Here is an 18,871-nt window from a genome sequence, read left to right on the forward strand (position 1 = left end):
ATCCGAAATTATTTAGATTCAACCATAATCCTTCTCCTGATTCGGGATAGAGAAACCGGTGTAATGCCTAAAAAGTGGGCTATGTAATGCTGTGGCATTCGTTGCAGTATTTCGCGACCGGAGCTTATGCTGAGCAGGTCTATGTAGCGCTCTTCGGGTGTTTTGGTGATGAAGGATGAAACGCGGTCTTCGTAGCAAATTAAGTAATGTTCGGCCAGCAGCCTGCCAAAGCGTTCCATTTTATAGCCAAGCATGGGGTTTGCCAGCATGGCCTGCATGTTTTTTTGGGTGATGGTTATCAGGTCGGTATCCTCGAGTGCCTGGATATAATGCACCGATGGCGTTTGCGTGAGGAAGCTTTTATACGAGCTTACATATTCGTTTTCGAAGCTAAAATAGCCGGTGATTTCTTCGCCGTCTTTAACATGAAAGTACCGCACCGAGCCTTTTACAATAAAGCCCACATCTTTACACACAATGCCGGGTTCAATAAAGTTTTTTTTCTTTTTCAGGGTAACAAACGACAAGTATGGCGCAAAAACTATCCATTCAGCCTCGTTAAACTCAACGTACTTTTTAAGTTGTTCGCGGAAGATGGCTTGTGCTTTGAGTTCATCCATAGGTTTTTGATGTGCGGATATGCAAATGTGCGGATACTTATCGCAAATTAAAAAAAAACGTCATGCTGAACATGTTTCAGCACCTCACATACTGTGTCTGCGCTACGCATTGCAAGCATTACTTCGCGCGTGACTACCTTTCTAATGGGGTGCCGAAATAAATTCGGCATAACGGACTGGTATGGACTATCTAATCCACAACCTATCCAACAAAAAGAACACCGCAAACACTACACTTGCAATACCGTTCGTAGTCATAAATGCAAAGTTAACCCGGCTTAAATCGTTGGGTTTCACCAGTAAATGCTGGTAAATCAGCATTGCGCAAAAGAAAACTATCCCGGCATAATACAGATAGCCAAACCCAACCGGCGTTAAAAATACAGGCGCAATAACAAACAAGGCCGATAGCACATGTAAAAAGGTAGACAACCTTAAGGCATTTACCTTGCCCAGCCAAGCGGGTATGGAATGCAGATTTTCGCTGCGGTCAAAATCTTCATCCTGCAGGGCGTAAATAATATCAAAGCCGCTTACCCAACACAACACTGCGAACGAGAAAAACAGCGGTGTTAAAGCAAACTGCCCCGTAATAACCAAATACGCCCCAATTGGCGCCAGCGATAAACCCAAACCCAGCACCAGGTGACAAAGTGCTGTAAACCGTTTGGTGGCGCTATAACCCAACACCACCAGCAATGCCACCGGCGAAAGGTAAAAGCACAAATTATTTATAAACCAGGTGGTAATTATAAACAGCAGGCAGTTAACTATCGTAAATGTTAAAGCCGATGTCGGGCTTATCCGTCCTGATGGAATATCGCGCTGTTTGGTGCGCGGATTTTTTGAGTCGATATCCCTGTCCAGGTACCTGTTAAACGCCATGGCCGAATTACGGGCAAAAACCATGCACAAAATCATCATCACCAGCTTCTCCCAGTCGAACCGGAAACTGGTGGTAGTAACTGCCAAAAAATAGCCGATAAAGGCAAATGGCATTGCAAAAATGGTGTGCGTAAACGTAACTAATGACAGGTACTTTTTCATGTATCTAAACTAAGCCTCTTTGTCATTGCGAGGTACGAAGCAACCGCATGCTATACAGAGCGCTATGCAAAGTTCGCGGTTGCTTCCTACCTCGCAATGACAAGTTGAAGAGGAACATTCAAAATTAATTAAAAATCATTACCATTTCGCTCTTTCGTACTGAACGGGCCATTTTACTTCGTGACCTAACTGGTGCGCAGCACGCAGCGGGAAATATGGATCGCGCAAAAACTCGCGGGCCATCATTATCAAATCAGCCTGGCCGGTTTGGATGATGTCGTCGGCTTGTTTGGCCTCGGTTATTAATCCAACTGCGCCGGTCAATATTCCGGCTTCTTTCTTCACCTTTTCCGCAAACTCAACCTGGTAGCCCGGCTTTAATGGTATCCTGGCTAATGCGTTGCCACCAGATGAGCAATCAACCAGGTCGATACCTTTATTAATTAAAATCCTGGCAAGTGCTACCGAATCATCGGCAGTCCAGCCGCCTTCCGTCCAGTCGCTCGATGATATGCGGATAAACAAGGGGTTTTCTTCGGGCCAGGTTTCCTTTACACTTTCAATAACCTCCAGCAAAAAACGGATCCGGTTTTCAAACGAACCGCCATACTCATCAGTGCGATGATTGCTTAATGGCGATAAAAATTCATTAATCAAATAACCGTGCGCCCCATGGATCTCAATCACTTTAAAACCTGCAGCTAAAGCACGCGCGGCTGCCGCTTTAAAATCAGCTTTTACTTTTTCAATACCGGCTTTATCAAGTTCCAGTGGTGCATCTTCGGTCGCAGCAAACGGAACCGGGCTTGGGGCTACCGTTTGCCAGCCATTTAGCTGTCCCGGTGCCAACCATGCATTACCCAACCATGGCAATTCGTGACTGCCCTTGCGCCCGGCATGTGCCAGTTGTATGCCGGCTACCGAGCTATTTTGATGTATAAAATCAGTTATCTCTTTCAGCTTTTCAATATGTTCGTCTTTGTAGATGCCCAAATCGCCGTGCGAAATACGTCCTTCCGGCGAAACAGCGGTTGCTTCAGCAATTACCAAAGCTGCACCACCAACGGCACGACTGCCCAAATGCACTAAGTGCCAGTTATTGGCAAAACCGTCAACACAGCTGTATTCGCACATGGGCGATACCACCAGGCGGTTCTTGAACTCGATATTTTTTATTTTTATAGGAGAGAATAGATGTGGCATGATTCGTTTTTTTTGCAAAGATGGGAGAGCGCAGCGACAAATTTCACATTGGAACGTGATTTTTACGGCGGGATGATGCGAACTTCGCCATCTTGTCGTTGAGAGGAACGAAACAATCGCGAACTAATCAAGGCCGCTCTGCATAGTTCGCGATTGCCGCGCTCGTTCCTCGCTCGCAATTACAATTATTCTAAAGAATTAATTAAAAGCATACTCCCTCGCCCTAACCCCCACCATCGCAGGTACATGATTCTTCTCAAAAAAATCATACCCCGGTTTAATCGTCTTCCAAAATGGTATTGAGCGGCTGGCTGCATATTTTTTCATGTGCTCCCCATCCATCCGGAACGGAAAAATATCAACCTGCACGGTTTGCTGTCCGGCTTTAAGCGCGTTATAAACAAGGGTGTATATCTCATCAATGCCGGCATCGGTCATGGCATAACACCCGGCCGACAGGCAATTGCCATGTATCATAACAGAATTACCGGTATAGCCTTTTAAACGTTCCAGCTTGTTGGGGTAACCCACATTCATGGCCAGGTGATAATTGCTCACCGGGTTTAGTTGCTTCGGCCCGATGGTATAAAACCCTTCCGGGCTTTTATTGTCGCCTTCCACAATTTTTGTACCTAAGCCGCCGGAATAGGTACAAATGGTGTACGGCTTAAAGAGTTGGTATTTATTACCTTTTTTAACCCAAACCTCCAGCAAATACAAATCTTTAAATAGCCTTATATAAATAGGAGATTTAGGGTTTAAACCCTTACTTTTAAACTCCGCCTGTAGTTTTGGCCAAACGGTTTCACGCACGGTTTTGGCGCGGCGGCTATCGGGCAAATTATTTTTGGGTTTGATGAGCAGCACGCTCATCAACAACAGGATAAATATTTTAGGCATCACGAAAGGTTTATTTCAATCGTAAACGATTGCCTTTCAGTAATATTATGATTTAAACTAAAAAAATAGTTAAAAGAATATACCTGTCGCCCTTTAAGTCAATCCCCAAAACTAAATTGCTGCAAAGTCCTGCTTTACCGGAGGGTTGGTAAATTGATAATTTGGAGAGTAAATTATTTGTCAGCTTATAAAATCTCACTCATTATACTTCCAATCCTTGTACCTAAACCATACTTCAGCGGTTTCTTTAGATTTTATGATTACCCGTTTTTTTTCCTTTTCCCACTTTTTAGTTACCTTGTTGAATGTGAGCCAATCTTTATTGTCAGACGAAATTATTCCGTCTATATCACAGGTGGTTATAACTTTAACTTTAATGAAAAAATTCTTTGAATCTTTTTGAACTACTATCCCCTTCGAAATGCAACTCTCTTTATCAGCGTCTTCTTCTTGCTTTTTAGATACATAACCATACGGATAATCGTACTTAACGGTATCACCAAGCTTATAATTGGCAAATTCCTCCTGCTTATCTTTTAATGCTCTTTGCCTGGCTGTTTCCCAATAATCTTTATAAAACTTAACCTGTTCCGCAAGTTTAATTTGTGTCCCCAGTAAATCTCTATGATAACTATCGAAAATTATCCCGCTCATATCTTCTGCGAAATCGATTCCCAATTCATGAAAATATTGAGAAAGTCTGGACCCTCCCCACAATCCCCAATTATTTCTAAGCCACATGCCGAAACTCCTATGGTACCTGCTTGCAAATTCCCGTTCCGATAATTTTTTTATATTCGCTTTTGTGGTATCGTCGAAAAATTGATTCAGTTTTCTAAAACAGTCTTGTAAATCTTTGGGAATGTAAAAGCCTCTTAAACTATCGGTTGTGTAACGTATCCTATCTTCTTTCGCCCCCTTTAGTTCAATATCCAGGTAAGGCTTAATTATTGCGTCTTCGTTTACCGGCCGCTTGAAAAGCGTCTCTTTGAATGCTATTAATACGATTGTTTGCTTATGTTTATTATCAGAAATGCCCTTGCCAATTAGGTATTTATCAAGTTTGACATTTTCATTATCCCCGGTTAGCCATTCTTCTACTGTTTTATAGCTTGTTTGAGAATCGCCCCACGGATAACAAAGATTTATTAAACTATCATTACGGGTACGCCTTATCGTGCTTTTTAAAACATCAGGACAATCTATTTCTAATATCCGCACTGCTTGCTTTAAGTTTTTAGGAACTCCTTTTTCCTGGGCATAGCAAGGCCGGAATATTATTAAAAGAAACAAGCATATCAGCAGCCGGGACAGCATAATTGGAGAATTTGAATTAAATAAATCCGAAATCGAACATCCTACATCCGAAATCACCCTATATCCCCAACACCTGCTTCAATTTCACATATCCCGTTTTACTAACCGGCACCTTAGCGCCAGATTTTAGTATAGCAAGGTGAGCGTCCTTTTCATAAGGGTCGATACGGGTAATTTGCTGAATGGCTATGATGTATGAACGGTGCACCCTCACGAAGTATTTAGGGTCGAGTGTTTGCTCAAAGAAGTTCATGGTTTTGTTTTTCAGGTACGAGCCTTCTGCAGTGTAAACGCTAACATAGTCGTCATCGGCAGCCAGGTACAACACATCCTGAACAGGGATAATCTTCACTTTGGTACCGGTTTTCACCACAATACGCTCATGCTGCGCCGGCGAGTGCGATGCGGTTTCGAGCAAATCCTCGGTATGCTTTTTTGCAGGTGCAGGCTCGGAAACCGAGGAAGAAAGGTATTTGTCTATTGCCTTGTTAAAACGGTCCTTATTAAAGGGCTTTAAAAGGTAATCAACCGCGTGTGCCTCAAATGCTTTAATGGCGTATTCGTCGAATGCTGTAGTAAATATAACAGCGGGTGGGTTTTCAACCAGCTCCAGCATTTCAAACCCGTTTATTTTGGGCATCTGCACATCCAGGAAAATTAAGTCGGGCTGGTATTGCTGAATGGCTTTGAGGCCTTCAAAACCATCATTGCATTCCTGCATTACTTCAATTTGCGGATAAGCCTGCAAATACTCTAATACAACCATACGGGCCAAAGGCTCATCGTCAATAATTAAGGCACGTTTCATATTTATAACTGCGGTACTTTAATAATAGTTGTAAATATATTATCATTTGCATGAGTTTCCATCAAATCATTTCGTGCAAAAAGCAAATAAAGTCGGCGTTGTACCCCGCGGAGGCCAAAACCGGTGCCTTTACGCGGCCTTGATGTCTGTGGGTCGTATGGGTTTTGTACCATCAGTATCAGGTAGTTGCCATCCATTTCGGCACGTATACTTACCACCACATCGCCAATAGTATCGTACAGGCCAAATTTTATGGCATTTTCAACAATTGGCTGCAAAAGCATCGAAGGCAGTACCGCCTCGCCCGAACTCTTGTCGCAACTTATCTCCGTTTGTAGGCGGTGACCAAAACGAACTTTCTCAATATCAAGGTAAAGGTTAAGATGGGTAAGTTCCTCGGTTAACGGTACCTGCTGCTGGTCGTCCTTTTTTAATGTACCACGTAAAAAGTCCGATAGCTGGTGTATCATCCGGCGCGCCTCGTCGGGTTTAAAACCAATCAGGGCGTTTATACTGTTCAAACTGTTAAACAAAAAGTGGGGCTGCAATTGCTGGCGCAGGTTATATAATTCCGCATCGCGGGCCAGCTGTTCCGCTTCGGCTTTGCGTTTTTCGTTTTCCTTTTGGTCCAGCTGGGTGTAATACAGCATGCTGATCATGGCCACCCACCCTATCGCCAAAAAGTTAATGAAAAAGCGTATGGTTAACGAGTTTAATAAAAAGTTGGTATATGCCGGACCAGTGGCCAAAAACGGAAGTATCCACCTTGCGCCAAATGTGCATATGGCACCAAGTGCAGCTATCCAAATCAATATGTTCAGGTAGTTGCCTTTTTCGGGCTGATAGTAGCGCAGGTTATTATTGATGAGCCAGCAGGCCGATGCCAATAATATAGAGCAAACTAAACCCTCGGTAGATGCGATGTACCAAATAAAACCAAAACTATGCACCACATAAGTTTGCAGGCCGGCCCATACCAATCCGCAGGCGGCAAAGGCAGCATAAAGGCGTGGTGTACTTATGTGGTTTGTGATAGCCATTTTTTGGTGCAGTCCGGAAAGTCGGTAAAGTCCGAAAAGTCAGTAAAGACAGAATAGTCGGAAAAGACAGAATAGGCCGGAATCAGTTTAGTTAATTGTCAATTAGTTAATTATTCGTTTTTTAACGTTTTGCGAAGGCCGTTAAACACTTCGCATTTTCGGACTTCCATTAATAACTGCGAATGTCGACTCCAGCGAAGATCGAAACTCCCTTCAACACTAATATTTTCTCGCTCCCAACACTTGCGGTGCTCTTCATCCGCTTGTCCTCTATCCCTGCAAATACAGCGGCAATATCAGGTACTACCTGCCAGTGTGGTGGAACAATCATTTTTACGCCGCCAAATATCTGGGTGATGTCGATGATAACTTTTCCGTTGATATCAGCCTGGGTAAAATCAAGCTCCGCCCCGCCAAAAACGTTTACAATTTCGCCACCTCTAAAGTTTTTCGATAGCACGGTTTTCTTTACCGAGCCAAACACCGAAACGGTATCCAAATAATCGTCGCCTGTTGGCGGGTATGGTGAAGGACCGCCAGGAGGAACACCTGCGTTAGTGTAGTCGCCTGTAGTGGTATAGTCAACGGTTGGCTCAACGGGAGTTGGTGGCACATAAGTGCTGCCGTCCCATTTGCCCCAGTTTCCTTTAAAATCCTTCTTCCAGTTTTCTTTATCAAAATGATGATGACGTCTTAATATCATCCATAAACCAAAAGCTATAACTCCAAGCGGGAAAACAATACGACCAGAGTTATTGACGTTCTCTCCTATCAAAAATAAAGTACCAAGGGCTATCAGTATAAATGACGATGGCTTATGAAAATTGGATTTTGCACCGATGTAAAGGCCTAAACCTATCAGAAACATCGGCCAGCTAAATAACCAACCCGGGATAAAAAAGAAATCTAGCTGCCGGATTAGCAGCATGGCTCCTATGACCAGTAAAATAATCCCAACCAGGGCTTTGCCATTGCGGGGATTTTGGGGCTGTACTATATCGTTGTCCATTATATTATTAGCAAATTAAATCTTATCCAAAACTAAGGTAACATTATAAGTATGGCAAACAAAAATTGGTGGTATATTTAAAGATGTCGGTAAGATAATGTAAAGTGTCGGTGAAAAAGTTGACAGGCTTAATCTTTTTCCCTGTAAAACTAGGAGGCGTTGATGACAAACCCGACTGAAGGCTTAAATTTGCACTCAATTTAACCCCACTTCAACACTCCAATCGGCACCGCTTTTTACGTGGTAAGTCTTCGCAAAATCACCCATATTTATGGCGAATGAAAGCTGCAAAAGGCTATTGATATAAGCCAGTGTTTTACCCTCTTTCACCTCGCCAAAAGTCTGGCTGTAGGGCATATCGCCTTTGTAAACCTGCTTGCCTTTATTGTAGATGGTTACGTGTACTATATCGCCATATTTAGGGTTTAGTTTATTGAATAATGTACCCGAAATATTGGTCCAAACGTTGCCGTATTGCACATCAAGCACCGGGATATCGCCCTTAATAATTTTACTATTTATTACCGCCTGCTGGTAAGATATGCTCACCACTTTTGCCGGCAATACCGGGCCAACCTGCGCATAGGTGATAACGCCGGCAGCCAGCCGAGCGGCTGTAAATGCGTATACATCGCGCCCATGAAAGGTGTATGATTTTTGCGAGTCCTTACGGCGATTTATAGCTTCATTAATTTCCCTTACTTCGGCAACACCTAATGATTGCGCTACCAGCGTTAAGGTACCATTGTCAGGTGTTACAATGTAATGGCCGCTCTTTGTTTTCAACACCACCGATTTACGGGCAGTGCCAACCCCGGGGTCAACTACCGATACAAAAACTGTCCCTGCGGGCCAATACCTTACGGTCTGCTCCAGCCTGTAGGCCGCTTCCCAGATGTTGTAAGCGGGAATCTCGTGCGTAAGGTCGAACAACTTCAAATCAGGCGAAACACCCATAGCCACGCCCTTCATTGCCGAAACGGCGCCGTCCTTTAAACCAAAATCGGACTGGAAAACAACTATTTTGTTTTGTGCCGATGAGAATTTTGCTGATACCAAAATCAGTATCAGCGAGATAATCGCTCGTAAATCTTTATTCATGCCGCGGGATTAATATTTACGGGTACAAATTAATGGTTTTTAATATATTTAGCCTATCACAATTTTTATTGATGGAAGTAGAATTTACCCGGTCATTTTATTGGAAAATATTTTATTGTGCGATGGCCGTGGGGTTTGCCCTATTTGTCGATATCGGATTTATCCAATCACAGGTTAAGGACCAGCCTGCCTTAATATTATTCCCTCTATTATCTACACTGTTCGGCATATTGGTGGTAATAAGCCAGTTCATCAGCAAAGTCATCATATCCGCGGATTATATTGTGAAAATAAATATCACAGGCAAACGGAAATTGCTTACAATAAATGTGAAGGGCGTAAGTATTGGCGAAAAATACATCTCAATAATCCCGATTTCAGATGACTACAAAAAAATCACAATAAACAATTACATCGATTATCCTGATTCAGAAGACTTGACGAGTTGGCTTAAAGAGAACTTCGCCGACCTTGACGCAGCAGCTTTAAAAGATCAGCAGGCTAAAGTATTAACTGACCCAAGGCTGGGAGCTACGGAAATTGAACGTAAGCGCAAACTTACTGCAGCAAAAATAGTAGCAGTTGTTTACAGCATTATTGGCGTGGTGCTTGGCGCCTTTGGAATAGCGTCCCAAAATAATTTTGTAGTTTATTTATTAATGGGCTACCCGTTAGCCGGAGTTTTGATTACCGGGCTAAACCCGCTGATAAAATTCGTATCTAACAGCAAGCGAAGCGTTTATCCATTCATTATGGTGGGTGTATTGCCACCTGTTTTTATTTTGTTTATATCGGCATTGTCCGAATTCGAAATATATAACCATCAAAACGCCTGGCTACCATTTTTTGGAATTGCAGCGACGCTGTTTTTTTTGTTTTTTAAAACCAGCGTCAACGATGCGCTGCCGGTAAAAGGCCAAATCATAATTATGCTGATTGCCGGGCTTTTATATGGTTACGGAAGTACAATTCATATCAACTGCGATTTTGATAAATCAAGCCCCAAACTAATTCAAACATCAGTTTATAATAAGTGGATAGAGCATAACAAAGGTGCACATTACCATTTAAAGCTTGCATCCTGGGATGGTGACCAAAAGCCCAGGGATATTGAAGTTTCGCATGCTACTTACAACAGCTATATCGAAGGCGGATCAATTAATGTCTACTTAAAAAACGGATTATTGAATATCCCATGGTATTCGCTGTATAAATAAAGAAAGCCACCCCAGTTACCCGGGGCAGCTCTCAACCGCTATGAAAAATCTTTAAATTATGCTTTGTAAATTGGCTCGTGGTATTGGTCATCGGCGTGCCTGCTGTGTTTCATCACCATCCATGCACCCAAGCCTATTATGGCCATCGGCCACACAACCCTGTCGGCATCGTTAATGTTATCGGTTAGCAAACAGGCTGTACCAAACACTATCAGCCACACCCAAATTGCTTTTTTGAAATTATATTTAGCGCCCATATACAAACCGTAAGCTATTATAGCCATGGGCCAGCTAATTACCCAATCTGGTATCCAAAACAAGTTCATCTGGTCGATGAGTAATAAACCACCAATAATAATGATGATGATACCGGCCATTGTTTTACCATTATATTTTGCGGGGTTATTTATGTTAGTTTCCATTGTTTTTAGTTTTAAATCTTACCCAATATTACGGCAGTATTAAGGCGTGGACAACGGAATATTGGCGAGGTATTAACAGAAATCGGTAAGCGGCTAAAAAGTGTCGGTGAAAATGGAAGGTTTAAAAAGGGGTGTCATGCTGAGGCACTCGAAGCATGCGGGCAAAGGCCTCTGCGCTCACCCTTCGAGAACCTCAGGGTGACACCCGTTTATCGATCTAAGGCTTTGGCCCTGTTGCACTCAGGCGGCGAAAGCTTACCGGTCCATATAAAAACCAAATAAGATCAAACGATTGATCTTATTTGATTATATCGTATAAAAATTTGATAGTGAGATAATTACAGGTTAATCTAATTTACACTTGATGAATAAAAGGCCTTGTGTGACCGATAAATTGTAGAAAAAAGAAACAAAAAGGAAACCTGAAAGTTACTTCTCTTACACCTCCGGCTCCTGCTGGCTCAAGCAATGAAAGCTGCCCAGCCCCCATATAATATCGGTCGAATCGATACCCACAACCTTCCGGTCAGGGAAACAACCCTGTAGAATATAAAGAGCTATAGCATCCCTGTCGCAGCGGAAGGTAGGCATAACCACCGCCGAGTTGGCAATATAAAAGTTAGCGTACGATGCCGGCAGGTGCTGGTCTTCATATATCACTTCGCGCGGCATTGGCAGCTCAACAATGTTAAGCTTTTTACCATTCGGCAGGCGCATTTTCTTCAGCATCTCAAGGTTATCCTGCAGTAACTGGTAGTTAGCGTCGTTTTTGTCTTCTTCAATAACGGTAACAACCGTATCCTCATTTACAAAACGTACAGTATCATCAATATGGCCATCGGTGTCGTCGCCAATAATGCCCTCGCCTACCCATAAAACCTGCTCAACGCCGTAATAATTTTGCAGGTATTCTTCAATTTGCTGCTGATTTAAATGCGGGTTACGGTTTTTATTAAGCAAACAGGCTGTTGAGGTAATTAAAGTACCGGCCCCGTTAAAATCAACCGAACCACCTTCCATTACAATACCGGGGTGGTAAACCGGCAGACCAAACCGCTCCCCTATTTTTGTTGGAATAACATCATCCAAATCAAACGGCGGATATTTATTGCCCCAGGCATTATAATCCCAATCAACAATGGCCTTTTGTTTGGTTTCAGTATTTATCAAAAATGCAGGACCATGATCACGGCACCAGGCATCGTTGGTTTCAAATTCGAAAAACTCAATTTGTTTTAAATCAACCCCGGCAGCCAATAATTGCTGCTTGGCAAAAGCGGCCATCTGCTCATCCTTTACGTTGATGCGCACCAACTCACCTTCGCTTATAACTTTAATAAACTCGCAATACCTTGGGTATATCAAATCTATCTTACCAGGCCACGAAGCCTCCTTGTGTGGCCAGCTAAGCCAAGTAGCAGTGTGCTTGTGCCATTCAGCGGGGAAGTGGAAATTGTCTTGCTTCGGAGTAGTCATGGGTGATGATATGTAATTTTATGCGCCCGTCATTGCGAGGTACGAAGCAACCTCTACTAAGGACAAGTCGCCAACTTTCAAAGTTCGCTCTGTACAGTTTAGAGGTTGCTTCGTACCTCGCAATGACGCGTGGGTTTTAATCCCCGTCCAGAAATCTTTTGGTTATCGGCTGATACGAATCAATCCTCCTGTCCCTCATGAAAGGCCAGTGGCTGCGGTAATAATCCGACTTATTTAAATCCAACTCTTCAACCACTACTTCCTCGTCATCAGTTGATGTTTGGTGTATCAAAGCACCAAATGGATTGGCAAAAAACGAACCACCCCAAAACTTAACGCCGGCTTCTTCGCCAACGCGGTTCACACTTACCACATGCACGCCGTTTGCTACCGCATGCGAGCGTTGAATGGTTTGCCAGGCGTTATATTGCTCAACATTGGTTGCTTCGTCCTGCGTGGTGGCCCAGCCTATGGCCGTAGGGTAAAATAATATTTCGGCGCCCATCATGGCTGTAATACGTGCAGCTTCGGGGTACCATTGATCCCAGCAGATAAGCACGCCTATAGTGGCAAATTTGGTTTTAAAAACTTTGTATCCCAAATCGCCCGGGGTAAAGTAAAATTTCTCGTAAAAACCGGGATCGTCCGGGATATGCATTTTGCGATATTTACCAAGATATACCCCGTCGGCATCTAAAACTGCGGTGGTATTATGATAAATGCCTTGTGCGCGTTTTTCAAACAACGAGGCAATAATTACCACGCCAAGTTCTTTAGCCACAGCAGAAAGCGCATCGCTCGATGGGCCGGGAATGGCCTCGGCCAGTTTAAAATTATCGTAATCTTCTACATCGCAAAAATAAAGCGATGTAAAAAGCTCCTGCAGGCAAACTATCTGCGCGCCTTTTTGGGCGGCTTCACGCACTTTAACAATAGCTTTATCTAAATTTTCCTGTTTGTTGGCTGTACACGTCATTTGTACAATGCCCACGTTTACTTTACTCATCCCGCTAAAATTTGCGCAAAAATAAGGAATTTTAGAGATTAGAGGTTAGAGTTTGGTGATTAGATTGTAAAATGAAGATTAAGTCTCAAGATAAAAAGGCCGCCTTTAACTAATCTCCAGCCTCTAATCTCTGATCACTAAAAATCAACCCGTTCACCGTATCAACCAATTCTTCCAAACCGAAAGGTTTGGTTATAATGGCATCGCAGCCGCAGGCCAGCAAATCGTCCTTATTTAAATAAGCCGAGCATATTATTACAGGTATATTGCTTAATTGTGGATGGGCCTTCACCTCCCGGCAAATCTCATCGCCCCTTGTGCCGCTCATTTTATAATCGAGCATCAACAGGTCGGGCATATGGGCTTGTATATTCTCAATAATATTTTCAGTCTCCGAAGTGATGGTTACCTCGAATCGTTCGTATGATAGCGCTTCCTTTACAATATCCAGCACGTCCTGGTTGTCGTCGAGCATTAAAATCCGTTTTCGCATAGTTAGTTAGAAGTTTGGTTGGGTATGTTTTTCGGCTATACGTAACAGACTTATAAGTTAGCAATCGGTTTAATTATTTAGTTAATATATAACGGCACCTGCGCACTTTTATTTGATTTTGGCGGCAAATTATGCCCATGAAGTGAATTGGTAACAAAAGCTTACCTTTATCATAATGTTCAAAAACAAGCTGTTATTTTTTGCCGGTGGATTGGTTATTGGAGCTGCAATAGGCCTGGCAGTTAACAATCTTGCCGTGGGTATGGGGGTCGGAGCAGCGCTTGGTTTAATATTTGCCCGCCGGATAAGGATTAGGAATAGATAACAGCGCTAAAATTTTCAAACAAAAAAGGGGCGCTATTACACGCCCCGGATATTTTATAAATTTTTTTAATATTATTTGGCGTGGTGCGCTGAATGTTTAACACCATCGCGACGGGCCTCGTGCATAGCTTTTTTTAGTGCTTTACGGTCTGCCTTCAAGGCTGCTTTATCGGCTTTAAGTGCTGTCGCATCGTTTGCTGCCTTGTCCTTTTCTTCAGTTGCTTTGTCGGTTTTTATTTTTGCAACATCAGCTTCAACTTCTTTTATATCGCTTTTTTTAATTTCTTTGTCAGCCAGCGCTACAGGGTGGTCAACGCCTTCGCTTTTAAGTATCTTGGCATCAGCTTTAATACCTTGTTTTTCAGTTTTTGCTGCGGCTAGGTCTGCTTTGGCAGTCGCCAGGTCGCCACTTTTTTTAGCAGCTTTAGCGTCGGCCTTGTCTTTGTCGTACGCGCGCACATCTTTGCGCAAATCTTGCATTTGTGTTTTTTCAGCCGGGGTGGGCGTAGCGGCTACAGGGGTACTGGTTTGTGCAAATGCTGCAATTGTAAAAATCATGGCAACACCTGATAGGACTAATTTCTTCATAATGTTAAGTTGTTTTTTTAAATGAGTATTATTGACGCGATTAAAATTAAAAGGTTTAACGGAAAATACATATTTAATGTTCGAAATATTAAACCTTTTTACACATTAAACCGTCATAACTAAAAATATCCCTATTATTATAATATCATATGTTAAAACCTCACCCTAAATTAATTTCTACGATCTTATTTCTTGTATTTACTGCTACAGCTTTTTGCCAAACAGGTTCCTTACCTGGTGATGCCGAAAAAGTTAAGCCCGATGATAAAACCAACTCCCGCGTCTCTTCAATAAAGATTGGTGTCAACTACTCAAATAATAATGTTTTTATGGGCCGGGCAGATACCGTACGCACACCGGCTATTATTCCGCAGGTAAAATACACGCTGGCAGCGGGTATCTATTTTTCAGCCAGCCTTAACGTGCTGCCCCAGCAAAAGAAAAAAAAGCTCGACGGCGGCGATATTTCTGCGGGCTACAACATTGATATTACCGACGATCTTTCGGCCGGGGCATCGTATAGCAAGCTGTTTTATAATAAAGCAAGTACCCAGGTCGGCTCGTCAATAAGCAGCACGTTTAACGCCAATTTAAGCTACGATTTTGGAGATATATTAACTACAGCATTAAGCGCCGATTATAATTTAAACACCAAAGGCATTAATAATGATATATTTTTAAACCTGGGAATAAGCCACGATTTTATGGTGAATGGTGTTTTCGGTGACAGCGACTTGTTTCTTGTCTCGCCCAGTATAACCTTAAACACCGGTACCGAAAATTTTTACGATTCTTATTTACAGCGCAAAAACATCAAAAATGCAAAACGCACCGCCGCCCAAAACAAAGTTATAGCGCAATATACCAGCCAGCTTAGTCAATACAAAATACTTGATTACGAGTTGTCAATACCCGTAGAATATAAAACCGGGAGCCTTATTTTTCAATTTACGCCAACCTATGCCGTTGTCGGCAACACGCTGCCAAAAGCCATAACCGCCCGGCTATCAGATAGCACAAGCATATTTTATTTTGAAACAGGCGTGGCGCTAAAATTTTAACAGGTAAAAAATAGGCTAAAGCCTTGCCTAAAAATCGTGATAAATAGCCCTGAATGTGCTGCGCAGGCCAAAAGTTACCTGTACCGTGTTACGGACGCCCAGGTCGTTGCTTTCTTTGCGTACCAGGCCACCCAGTTCAAAGCGCAGGTTATATTTCGGGTTGATAAGGTATGATGCCGTTGCTTCGCCAAAATAAAACTTAGTGGGTATACCCTGCCCTACTTTTGTTTCGGTGGTTGATGCTGAAGTTGATGTATAGGTTAACTCGTTGCCATAATTCTGTCCTGCCGGGTTGCGGCCGTATTGGGCGTAATTAACCTGGCCCATAAAATCAAAATTGCCTATCGAGTAATTCAGTATGCCGATAAACTCCCTGAAGTTTGCACCTAACGGGTCGCCAAGGGGTTCACTGTAATCGGTATAGTTTGTAATTATTTGCGGGCTGGTGTAGGCAAAAGGTTTTACGGTATTGTACTCAACCAAATAGTTAAATCCTTTTACATTAAACAAATCGGCACCACGTACGCCCAGCTGGTAACCGTCTGTATTGGTATTATCCATTAGTAACTGCCCGTAAACAGCGGTTTTATCAAATATTTTATATTTACCGGTAAACCCTGCCAGCACATTATCCGGTTGAGCCTTTGGCCCTATTGAGCTGGCAAAAAATAAGGGGTTAAATAAATTGGCATCAAACCCGTGCTGGGTACCGTTATCATCGGCTTCCTGCGCTATTACGGCATTAAATACGCCTAATGACAGCCGGTTATTTACGTTCCAGTCAAGGTAATGGAAAGCGGCCCATTTACGGCGGTTGCTGCCGTAATTGTCAAAATGCACGGCGTTTATATCGGCCAGGTACGCCCACATTACCATATACTGTACTTTGCCAATGTTTGCGGTTAACCGCAATAACGGGTAGTTGGCGGCAAAGTCCGACAGCAGCAGCGACCGGTAGCCATCGCCAATAAAAGTTTTGTCGGTACCAAGCGTAATGTTTAATTGTTTAATGGGCGTGTACGAAATCACAGCCGTTGCGTACGACCAGTCCTGGCTGCCCAGCGCAATGCCGTTATAATTACGGTTATAAGCCTGGCCAGGTACAAACGCATATTTGTTTACTATATCATTATAATAGCCGGCAAACCTGGCCGAATTTTCAAACGCGCTACTGTAAAACGACACCTTGCTGCCAATCGTTCCCCCAAGTTGAAAACCGCGGGTGTTCATATAAGTATTGATCTTATCATTAACATCGCGGCCCATCATCAGGTCGGGCAGGTAGTCGGCATAAAAGGTGTAGTCTTTTGTTTTCACGTCGAAAACGTGTTCGTTAAATATCTTACGCACTATCCAGGTTTTGCGGCTGCTGTCAACTCCGCGGTTCATAATGGCGTTGTAAGTTGGCGCTAATGTGCTGTCGATTAAAAAAGGCTTTAACGATGTATGCAGTGAACTTTTTACCGAATAAATATCCGAATTAAATTTCTGGTCGAGCTGGTAAGAGTAAGGAATATAAACAGACTGCGCTTTGCTTAAATTGATTGAAAAATATGTGATTACAAGCAGTATTATTAGTTTTTTCATAAGCTGGCAGGCTGGATTTTACACCGCACCAAAATAACTATTAATTGTGATGAAATAAAAATTTGATTTGGTTGGATTTTTAGGGGCGATTATAACTAATAGTCGTTGTCTTTTATATTTTCTGGTAGTTTAAGCGGCCCAAAGTTGGTTCTTCAAAAGCATCACATTTTTTCAAATACGCTTCCATCGTATTCATATCGTCACTGTAAACAGTTGCGCTAAATTCGTAGGCGCGTAACAGCATCCGGATATAAGAAGCCGGTTCTGCTTGTTTGGTTAGCTTTTTTAACGCCCCCATATAGTCTTCCCTATACACAGTCGGGATAATAATTTTAGATAAGCCTTTCGACGTTAGCTCTGCATTCATCATAACCCGGGCTACCCTTCCGTTACCGTCTAAAAAGGGGTGCACCTCGCTAACCATAAACATCATAAAAGCGGCCCGTGCAAAGGAACTTCGCAGAATAGAATATAGTTCAAATCCCTTTTTTAACGTGCCGGCCACAAGCTGCCAATCCACAAACTCAGTACTGCCGGCCCTGTTATTTTTATCTTTAAAATTGCCGGGGGCTTTTGACGGCCTTGCACTCATTAAAATTGAGTGCCTGTACCTAAGCAAGGTGAGCAATTCATCAGCCGTTTCGGGCACGCGACTCATCTCCGTTCTGTTCGATACGATTTGATAAGTGCCTAATATATCATGCGAGTCTTCATCCCGTGAAGGCATGGGAGTGGCTGTCAGGATAATTTCCTTCGCTTCTTCAATTTCAAAAATTGTTCCCTCTATGTAATTTGAAAAGTAACTCTCATAAAATGCAAAATTTTGATAAGAGTGGACAGTCTTGTTTTTATCATCAAACTCCGGGTATTCATCTACTGCAAGTTGTTCATAAAGATGGGCAAACAAATCTATCCGCACAGGGTCATAAGGGAACCCCGAAAGCCTGGCTTTGCTGATCGACGATGAAAGTACAACTTTGCTATTGCTTGAAAGCAGCGCGGCAACTATTTTGTTTAGCTGCTCAAATTCTTTATTCATACCAAGTTTCCCGGCAATAATCCTCGCCTCGTCCCTTAAAGTATTTAGCCCTTCTTCCCCCCGTATCCTTATAATAGCGTCCAGCTTATCTTCAACGGCTGTTTTAGATAGTGTTTTTGGCGTATTGTCGGTTTTTCTCGTGGCTTCCAAATTTTCAAGAAAGGCCCTTGCCTCCTGTGAAACATGCAATTCTTTAAAAAAAAAGGTGTCGCCATCTACCGGGCCATGGCCTTTTTGTAATCGAACGATGAGACCTGGCAATACCAGGGTTTTGGTATATTTATAGGTGACAAAAATTTCTCCGGATGAAGATGGCTTAAATTCAAGTGCACTGCGGTGGCTTAACAATGCCCCGGGGAATAGATGGGCAAGTATTTTGTACCAGTTTCTTTTTATGATTATTTCAGGTTCATCAAGTAGGTTCGAAGTATAAATCCGCGGCGCAATTTTTCTAATTTTGCCGGCCTTTTCCAGCCTGCTTATTTGCTGGGAACGCGCTTTATCAGAGCTGCCAAAAATAGTTTCATCTATTTGCGGATGTAGATTTTTTTCTATTAACTGTTTTGACATATGCTAATTTGTAGATTTTTTTCTATTAAAACAAATAAAATGT

General features: G+C 42.7%; 19 protein-coding genes. 3 read left to right on the forward strand and 16 right to left on the reverse strand.

The annotated features are described in order from the left end of the window. Positions 1-8: 8 nt before the first annotated feature. The 9 genes from NAF19_RS02110 to NAF19_RS02150 all read right to left on the reverse strand — a co-directional run bounded on the left by NAF19_RS02110 (position 9) and on the right by NAF19_RS02150 (position 9,045). Complete coding sequence (locus tag NAF19_RS02110) at positions 9-620, reverse strand: Crp/Fnr family transcriptional regulator (protein WP_252788093.1); 612 nt, start codon at positions 618-620, stop codon at positions 9-11. A gap of 186 nt (positions 621-806) precedes the next feature. Then, complete coding sequence (locus NAF19_RS02115) at positions 807-1,667, reverse strand: UbiA-like polyprenyltransferase (protein WP_252788094.1); 861 nt, start codon at positions 1,665-1,667, stop codon at positions 807-809. Between the two features lie 138 nt (positions 1,668-1,805). Further along, positions 1,806-2,870: an NADPH dehydrogenase NamA gene (gene namA / locus NAF19_RS02120; RefSeq protein ID WP_252788095.1), complete on the reverse strand. Its 1,065-nt coding sequence runs from the start codon at positions 2,868-2,870 to the stop codon at positions 1,806-1,808. A 198-nt stretch (positions 2,871-3,068) separates the two neighbouring features. Continuing rightward, complete coding sequence (locus tag NAF19_RS02125) at positions 3,069-3,770, reverse strand: L,D-transpeptidase family protein (protein WP_252788096.1); 702 nt, start codon at positions 3,768-3,770, stop codon at positions 3,069-3,071. Between the two features lie 195 nt (positions 3,771-3,965). Beyond that, the gene (locus tag NAF19_RS02130) at positions 3,966-5,144 is read right to left on the reverse strand and encodes a DUF6794 domain-containing protein (protein ID WP_252788097.1); all 1,179 of its coding nucleotides are present in this window, start codon (positions 5,142-5,144) and stop codon (positions 3,966-3,968) included. 1 nt (position 5,145) lies between these two features. Further along, positions 5,146-5,895: a LytR/AlgR family response regulator transcription factor gene (locus NAF19_RS02135; protein ID WP_252788098.1), complete on the reverse strand. Its 750-nt coding sequence runs from the start codon at positions 5,893-5,895 to the stop codon at positions 5,146-5,148. A 2-nt stretch (positions 5,896-5,897) separates the two neighbouring features. Further along, positions 5,898-6,935 (reverse strand): sensor histidine kinase, encoded by a 1,038-nt coding sequence (locus NAF19_RS02140; RefSeq protein WP_252788099.1) that lies wholly within the window; start codon positions 6,933-6,935, stop codon positions 5,898-5,900. Positions 6,936-7,104: 169 nt separating this feature from the next. Continuing rightward, complete coding sequence (locus NAF19_RS02145; protein WP_252788100.1) at positions 7,105-7,944, reverse strand: LiaF transmembrane domain-containing protein; 840 nt, start codon at positions 7,942-7,944, stop codon at positions 7,105-7,107. Between the two features lie 195 nt (positions 7,945-8,139). Next, positions 8,140-9,045, reverse strand: a complete 906-nt coding sequence (locus NAF19_RS02150) for an SAM hydrolase/SAM-dependent halogenase family protein (protein WP_252788101.1) — start codon at positions 9,043-9,045, stop codon at positions 8,140-8,142. Positions 9,046-9,116: 71 nt separating this feature from the next. Here NAF19_RS02150 and NAF19_RS02155 point away from each other — a divergent pair, with 71 nt between their 5' ends. After that, positions 9,117-10,262, forward strand: coding sequence for a hypothetical protein (locus NAF19_RS02155; protein WP_252788102.1), 1,146 nt, complete (start codon positions 9,117-9,119; stop codon positions 10,260-10,262). A gap of 56 nt (positions 10,263-10,318) precedes the next feature. On the opposite strand, the gene NAF19_RS02160 is transcribed toward NAF19_RS02155, so the two are convergent. The 4 genes from NAF19_RS02160 to NAF19_RS02175 all read right to left on the reverse strand — a co-directional run bounded on the left by NAF19_RS02160 (position 10,319) and on the right by NAF19_RS02175 (position 13,659). Continuing rightward, on the reverse strand, positions 10,319-10,684 hold the full coding sequence (locus NAF19_RS02160; RefSeq protein WP_252788103.1) for a LiaF transmembrane domain-containing protein: 366 nt from the start codon (positions 10,682-10,684) through the stop codon (positions 10,319-10,321). 438 nt (positions 10,685-11,122) lie between these two features. Next, positions 11,123-12,160, reverse strand: a complete 1,038-nt coding sequence (locus tag NAF19_RS02165; RefSeq protein ID WP_252788104.1) for an agmatine deiminase family protein — start codon at positions 12,158-12,160, stop codon at positions 11,123-11,125. Positions 12,161-12,296: 136 nt separating this feature from the next. Further along, a complete protein-coding gene (locus NAF19_RS02170; protein ID WP_252788105.1) occupies positions 12,297-13,166 on the reverse strand; it encodes a carbon-nitrogen hydrolase in 870 nt (289 codons plus the stop codon). Positions 13,167-13,275: 109 nt separating this feature from the next. After that, positions 13,276-13,659 carry a response regulator transcription factor gene (locus NAF19_RS02175; protein WP_252788106.1) on the reverse strand — a complete coding sequence of 128 codons (384 nt, stop codon included), beginning with the start codon at positions 13,657-13,659 and terminating at the stop codon, positions 13,276-13,278. A gap of 175 nt (positions 13,660-13,834) precedes the next feature. Between NAF19_RS02175 and NAF19_RS02180 the strand changes: the two genes are divergently transcribed. Then, a complete protein-coding gene (locus NAF19_RS02180) occupies positions 13,835-13,984 on the forward strand; it encodes a hypothetical protein (RefSeq protein ID WP_252788107.1) in 150 nt (49 codons plus the stop codon). 71 nt (positions 13,985-14,055) lie between these two features. Here NAF19_RS02180 and NAF19_RS02185 read toward each other — a convergent pair whose 3' ends face one another. Next, entirely contained in the window at positions 14,056-14,571 is a 516-nt protein-coding gene (locus NAF19_RS02185; protein ID WP_252788108.1) for a hypothetical protein, read from the reverse strand. 149 nt (positions 14,572-14,720) lie between these two features. Here NAF19_RS02185 and NAF19_RS02190 point away from each other — a divergent pair, with 149 nt between their 5' ends. After that, positions 14,721-15,632 carry a hypothetical protein gene (locus NAF19_RS02190; protein WP_252788109.1) on the forward strand — a complete coding sequence of 304 codons (912 nt, stop codon included), beginning with the start codon at positions 14,721-14,723 and terminating at the stop codon, positions 15,630-15,632. A 27-nt stretch (positions 15,633-15,659) separates the two neighbouring features. Here the strand turns inward: NAF19_RS02190 and NAF19_RS02195 are convergent, their stop codons facing one another. After that, the gene (locus tag NAF19_RS02195; protein ID WP_252788110.1) at positions 15,660-17,219 is read right to left on the reverse strand and encodes a capsule assembly Wzi family protein; all 1,560 of its coding nucleotides are present in this window, start codon (positions 17,217-17,219) and stop codon (positions 15,660-15,662) included. Positions 17,220-17,331: 112 nt separating this feature from the next. Further along, a complete protein-coding gene (locus NAF19_RS02200) occupies positions 17,332-18,828 on the reverse strand; it encodes a Fic family protein (protein ID WP_252788111.1) in 1,497 nt (498 codons plus the stop codon). Positions 18,829-18,871: the final 43 nt, after the last annotated feature.

The organism is Mucilaginibacter flavidus (genome assembly GCF_024055575.1).
Lineage (GTDB): Bacteria > Bacteroidota > Bacteroidia > Sphingobacteriales > Sphingobacteriaceae > Mucilaginibacter > Mucilaginibacter flavidus.

Excerpts from the sequence above, each read along its gene's own strand:
- NAF19_RS02110 (WP_252788093.1), bottom strand. The coding sequence starts at position 620 with ATGGATGAACTCAAAGCACAAGCCATCTTCCGCGAACAACTTAAAAAG.
- NAF19_RS02115 (WP_252788094.1), bottom strand. The coding sequence starts at position 1,667 with ATGAAAAAGTACCTGTCATTAGTTACGTTTACGCACACCATTTTTGCA.
- namA (WP_252788095.1), bottom strand. The coding sequence starts at position 2,870 with ATGCCACATCTATTCTCTCCTATAAAAATAAAAAATATCGAGTTCAAG.
- NAF19_RS02125 (WP_252788096.1), bottom strand. The coding sequence starts at position 3,770 with ATGCCTAAAATATTTATCCTGTTGTTGATGAGCGTGCTGCTCATCAAA.
- NAF19_RS02135 (WP_252788098.1), bottom strand. The coding sequence starts at position 5,895 with ATGAAACGTGCCTTAATTATTGACGATGAGCCTTTGGCCCGTATGGTT.
- NAF19_RS02140 (WP_252788099.1), bottom strand. The coding sequence starts at position 6,935 with ATGGCTATCACAAACCACATAAGTACACCACGCCTTTATGCTGCCTTT.
- NAF19_RS02145 (WP_252788100.1), bottom strand. The coding sequence starts at position 7,944 with ATGGACAACGATATAGTACAGCCCCAAAATCCCCGCAATGGCAAAGCC.
- NAF19_RS02150 (WP_252788101.1), bottom strand. The coding sequence starts at position 9,045 with ATGAATAAAGATTTACGAGCGATTATCTCGCTGATACTGATTTTGGTA.
- NAF19_RS02155 (WP_252788102.1), top strand. The coding sequence starts at position 9,117 with ATGGAAGTAGAATTTACCCGGTCATTTTATTGGAAAATATTTTATTGT.
- NAF19_RS02160 (WP_252788103.1), bottom strand. The coding sequence starts at position 10,684 with ATGGAAACTAACATAAATAACCCCGCAAAATATAATGGTAAAACAATG.
- NAF19_RS02165 (WP_252788104.1), bottom strand. The coding sequence starts at position 12,160 with ATGACTACTCCGAAGCAAGACAATTTCCACTTCCCCGCTGAATGGCAC.
- NAF19_RS02170 (WP_252788105.1), bottom strand. The coding sequence starts at position 13,166 with ATGAGTAAAGTAAACGTGGGCATTGTACAAATGACGTGTACAGCCAAC.
- NAF19_RS02175 (WP_252788106.1), bottom strand. The coding sequence starts at position 13,659 with ATGCGAAAACGGATTTTAATGCTCGACGACAACCAGGACGTGCTGGAT.
- NAF19_RS02180 (WP_252788107.1), top strand. The coding sequence starts at position 13,835 with ATGTTCAAAAACAAGCTGTTATTTTTTGCCGGTGGATTGGTTATTGGA.
- NAF19_RS02185 (WP_252788108.1), bottom strand. The coding sequence starts at position 14,571 with ATGAAGAAATTAGTCCTATCAGGTGTTGCCATGATTTTTACAATTGCA.
- NAF19_RS02190 (WP_252788109.1), top strand. The coding sequence starts at position 14,721 with ATGTTAAAACCTCACCCTAAATTAATTTCTACGATCTTATTTCTTGTA.
- NAF19_RS02195 (WP_252788110.1), bottom strand. The coding sequence starts at position 17,219 with ATGAAAAAACTAATAATACTGCTTGTAATCACATATTTTTCAATCAAT.
- NAF19_RS02200 (WP_252788111.1), bottom strand. The coding sequence starts at position 18,828 with ATGTCAAAACAGTTAATAGAAAAAAATCTACATCCGCAAATAGATGAA.